Here is a 3,943-nt window from a genome sequence, read left to right as displayed (position 1 = left end):
GGGTGTCGTTGGGCGGGGTGTCGTTGGGGAGCGAGGCGGACATTGGTGCGGGCGCTGTCGACGCGGCGAAACAAGCTGACGAGTATGCCGCTTTCCGCGGCTCGCGGCGTTGCCATTTCGTAAGGAATGACGACAGTCGTCGCGGGATGGCGATCTTCTAATGCCAAAAAGTTAAGTACACCTTAATTAATATTCTTTTTTGCGTTCTGGCTTCTGCGGCATATTGCCTTCCGCGCAGGCCCCGGCGGTCTGCCATCGCTGTTTGCGGGAGGGACACGTGCAATCCGACGTCGGCGCCGCCTCCCGCCGATCAAGGTTTCGCCTGCCACCCCGACGCCCGGTGGCGCAGGCCCGTAGCACGAGAGTGCGGAATGGGCATGGATCAGACACGCAATCGCCTCGTCGGCCTGATGTTCCAGAACGATTATTCCTGGCTGAGCGGGCGCCTGCGGCGCTACCTCGGCTGCCCCCACAGCGCCGAGGACATCGCCTCGGAAACCTTCCTCAAGGTCCTCGCCCTGCCGGACCCGGCAAGCATCCGCGAGCCGCGCGCGCTGCTCACCACCATCGCCCGCCGGTTGATGTACGACGGCTGGCGGCGCCAGGACCTGGAACGCGCCTACCTGGAAAGCCTGGCCGGGCTTCCGGATGCCCTCGCGCCGTCCGCCGAGGAGCAGGCCCAGGTGGTGGAAACCCTGCTGCGCCTGGAGCGCATGCTCGCCGGGCTGTCGCCGAAGGCCCGCGCCGCCTTCATCCATAGCCAGATCGGCGGACTGACCTACGTGGAGATCGCCGGCTTGCTGGAGGTTTCCGTCAGCCGCATCCACCAGTACATGGTCGAGGGCTTCAAGCAGTGCTACCAGGTGCTTGCCGAATGAGCCAGGGAAGGCGCGAACGCATCCTCGACGAAGCGGCGCAGTGGATGGCGCTGCTGCAATCCGGCCATGCCGGCGCCGAGGAGCGCCTGGCGTTCCAGCAGTGGCGCCAGGCCGACGCCGAGCACGGTGCGGTGTTCGACCGGCTCAGCCTGGGCTTGCAGTCGTTTCGCGACGAGCCCTTGCACGGCTTGCGCGCCGAGCAATTGATCGGAGCCCTCGAGGCGCCGTCCGCCCGTCGCCGGTTTCTCCAGCGCAGCCTCGGCCTGGCGGCGTTCGGCGTGGCGACGCTGGCGCTGGGGCGGATCGGCATCGTCGGCTTCCCCTGGCCCGGCGACCTGTATACCGGCACCGGACAACGCCAGAGTTTCCGCCTGGAGGATGGCAGCCAACTGGTGCTGGACGCGCGCAGCCGGGTACGCCCCGAATTCGATGGCTACCGGCGTCGCCTGCGCTTACGCGAGGGGCGCCTGCTGGTTGACGTGGCACGGGATCCGGCGCGGCCGTTCGTCGTCGACACCGGGCGCGGCCAGGTCGAGGCGCAGGGAACCCGCTTCCAGGTCAGCGATGACGGTGCCAGCTCGCGGGTGGTGGTGCTCGAGTCGCGGGTGCGGATCACCACGGCCGACGGACGGCAATGCCTGCTGGAGCGCGGCCAGAGCGCGCGTTTCGACGCCTCGGCGATTCTCGCCCGAGGTCCTGCCGAAGGCGGCGAGAGCGCCTGGCTGGATGGCCGGCTGGAGGTCCGCGACCGTCCGCTGGGGGAGGTACTGGAGGCGTTGCGCGCCTATCGCCGCGGCATCGTCAGCGTCGCCGACGACGCGGCGGCGCTGCGCGTCAGTGGTATCTACCCGCTGGACGACAGCGGCGTGGCGCTGGCATTGCTGGAGCAGAGCCTGCCGATCCGGATGGACTACCACGGGCCCTACTGGGTCAGCATCGCCAGCCGCTGAGGCGCGCGCCCGGCGGCGAGCCGGGCGGCGCGACGCTTCAGAACGGTTTGGTCGGCAGGTACTTGCCGTCGAGGGTGATCACCGCCCGCGAGCCGCCTTCCGGGTCCTCGACCTTCTTGATGTCCAGCTTGAAGTTGATCGCACTGATGATGCCGTCGCCGAACTGTTCGTGGACCAGTGCCTTCAGGGTGCTGCCGTAGACTTGCAGCATCTCGTAGAAGCGATAGATGGTCGGGTCGCTGGGAATGCCGCCGGGAATGCTGCCGCGCAGCGGGATGCTTTGCAGCAGGAGCACCGCGTCGTCGTCCAGGCCGAGTTGGGCGGCGACCTTGCGCGCCGCCGCCTCTGGCAGGGCATGCTGGCCGAGCAGGGCGGCGGTGACGAAGGTCAGGGCGAGACCGGTGCCGTCGGCCAGATCCTGCCAGGACAGGCCCAGGCGGGCCTTGTTCAGGACCACGGTCTCGGCCAGTTGCTGGCGCGCGTTGGGGGACACTTGGCTGTGTTGCATGGGATGACTCTCCTTGCGGGTGGTTGTGAGGGAAGGGATTCAGGCGACCGCCTGCCCGGGGTCGCCGCCTACCGCGCGCACTTCGGGATGCTCGGCGAGGGAGACGAAGCGCCGGCTGGCGCCGTCGAGGGCGTCGATGCGGCCGCTTTCGATGTCGTAGACCCAGCCGTGCAGGTTCAGCCGACCCTGTTCCAGGGCGCGGGCGACGCAGGGGTGGGTGCGCAGGTTGGCCAGTTGGGCGATCACGTTGTGCCGCACCAGGGCGTCCAGCCGCGCCGCCTCGGAGGCGTGTTCGTGGGCGCTGTTCATCGCCCGTGCGGCCTCGGCGTGGTGCAACCAGCCGGCCACCGCCGGCAACTGGTCGAGACAGGCGCAGGACGCGATGGCGCCCATCGCGCCGCAGTCCGAGTGGCCGCAGACCACGATGTCGCCGACCCCGAGCACCGCCACCGCGTATTCCACCGAGGCGCTGACCCCGCCGGGCTGCGGCCCGTAGCCGGGGACGATGTTGCCGGCATTACGGATCACGAAGAGTTCGCCGGGCTCGCGCTGGGTCAGCAGCTCGGGGACCACCCGGCTGTCCGAGCAGGCGATGAACAGCGCCTTGGGGGCTTGCCGGGTGGCCAGGGACTTGAACAGTTGCGAGCGCGCCGGGTAGGCGTCGCGCTGGAAGCGGAGAAAGCCGTCGATGATGTCACGCATGGCGCTGGGCTCCTGGCCGTCGAATGGTGGGGCCAGGATGCGCGGATTGAGCCATAGGGTCCAAGACCGGTTTATTATTCCAATCATTGGTCTGGCCTATAGTTGGATGTTCCCATGCTGCTTCGCCACCTGCGCTACCTGCTCGCTGTCGCCGAGCATCGCAACTTCACCCGCGCCGCCGAGGCGCTGCACGTTTCGCAGCCGACCCTGTCGCAGCAGGTGCGGCAACTGGAAGAGCAACTGCGCGTGCAATTGCTCGACCGCTCCGGCAGGAGCGTGCGTCCCACCGATGCCGGCGAGCTGTACCTGCTTCATGCGCGGCGTGCCTTGCGCGAGCTGGAAGCGGCGCAACGGGCGATCCACGAGGTGCGCGACCTCAGTCGCGGCCGCCTGCGCCTGGGCATGACGCCGACCTTCACCTGCTATCTGGTGGGCGCCCTGGTGGATCCGTTCAATCAGCGCTATCCGGGCATCGAGTTGAGCCTCGAGGAGTTGCCCCAGGACGCCCTGGAGGCGGCGCTGATCGACGATCGCCTGGACCTTGGCGTGGCCTTCAGCGAGCCGGGTTCGCTGGAGATCGACAGCCAGCCGCTCTACCTGGAGCGCCTGGGCCTGGTGCTGGGGGCGGAACACCCGGCGGCGGACGCACCGCTGGCCGCCGCAGCGCTGGCGGAGTTGCCGTTGGCGTTGTTGCGCGACGACTTCGCCACGCGCCGGCACATCGACGCTTACCTGCGCCAGCAAGGGGTGACGGCGCGGGTGGCGCTGGAGGCAAACTCGATCAGCGCCATCGTCGACGTGGTTCGCCGCGGACGGCTGGCCAGCATCCTGCCGGAGGCGGTGGCGCGCCAGCAGGCCGGGTTGCGCTGTGTGGCGCTGCGGCCGGCGCTGCCGACCCGCCAGGT

5 protein-coding genes are annotated in these 3,943 nt (G+C 68.9%); 3 read left to right on the top strand and 2 right to left on the bottom strand.

The window, feature by feature from the left end; genetic code table 11:
* Positions 1 to 371: 371 nt before the first annotated feature.
* Together FFS27_RS29935 and FFS27_RS29930 are read left to right on the top strand one after the other, a co-directional pair.
* Positions 372 to 878, top strand: a complete 507-nt coding sequence (locus FFS27_RS29935; RefSeq protein ID WP_009315649.1) for a sigma-70 family RNA polymerase sigma factor — start codon at positions 372 to 374, stop codon at positions 876 to 878.
* Positions 875 to 1,828 carry a FecR family protein gene (locus tag FFS27_RS29930; RefSeq protein ID WP_021264710.1) on the top strand — a complete coding sequence of 318 codons (954 nt, stop codon included), beginning with the start codon at positions 875 to 877 and terminating at the stop codon, positions 1,826 to 1,828. Before FFS27_RS29935 ends, FFS27_RS29930 begins: the two co-directional genes overlap by 4 nt.
* Before the next feature lie 37 nt (positions 1,829 to 1,865).
* Here the strand turns inward: FFS27_RS29930 and cynS are convergent, their stop codons facing one another.
* Positions 1,866 to 2,336, bottom strand: a complete 471-nt coding sequence (cynS, locus tag FFS27_RS29925) for a cyanase (RefSeq protein WP_003088707.1) — start codon at positions 2,334 to 2,336, stop codon at positions 1,866 to 1,868.
* Between the two features lie 39 nt (positions 2,337 to 2,375).
* Positions 2,376 to 3,038 (bottom strand): carbonic anhydrase CynT, encoded by a 663-nt coding sequence (gene cynT, locus FFS27_RS29920; RefSeq protein ID WP_003139674.1) that lies wholly within the window; start codon positions 3,036 to 3,038, stop codon positions 2,376 to 2,378.
* A 114-nt stretch (positions 3,039 to 3,152) separates the two neighbouring features.
* Here cynT and cynR point away from each other — a divergent pair.
* Positions 3,153 to 3,943, top strand: a 791-nt coding sequence (gene cynR / locus FFS27_RS29915) for a transcriptional regulator CynR (protein WP_137952419.1), incomplete at its 3' end; no start/stop codon positions are given.

It is taken from the genome of Pseudomonas sp. 2VD, from assembly GCF_005503585.1.
Taxonomy (GTDB): domain Bacteria; phylum Pseudomonadota; class Gammaproteobacteria; order Pseudomonadales; family Pseudomonadaceae; genus Pseudomonas; species Pseudomonas aeruginosa.
Note: the sequence above shows the minus strand (reverse complement) of the source record. Positions and strands in the feature narration are given on the sequence as shown.

Excerpts from the sequence above, each read along its gene's own strand:
- FFS27_RS29935 (WP_009315649.1), top strand. The coding sequence starts at position 372 with ATGGGCATGGATCAGACACGCAATCGCCTCGTCGGCCTGATGTTCCAG.
- FFS27_RS29930 (WP_021264710.1), top strand. The coding sequence starts at position 875 with ATGAGCCAGGGAAGGCGCGAACGCATCCTCGACGAAGCGGCGCAGTGG.
- cynS (WP_003088707.1), bottom strand. The coding sequence starts at position 2,336 with ATGCAACACAGCCAAGTGTCCCCCAACGCGCGCCAGCAACTGGCCGAG.
- cynT (WP_003139674.1), bottom strand. The coding sequence starts at position 3,038 with ATGCGTGACATCATCGACGGCTTTCTCCGCTTCCAGCGCGACGCCTAC.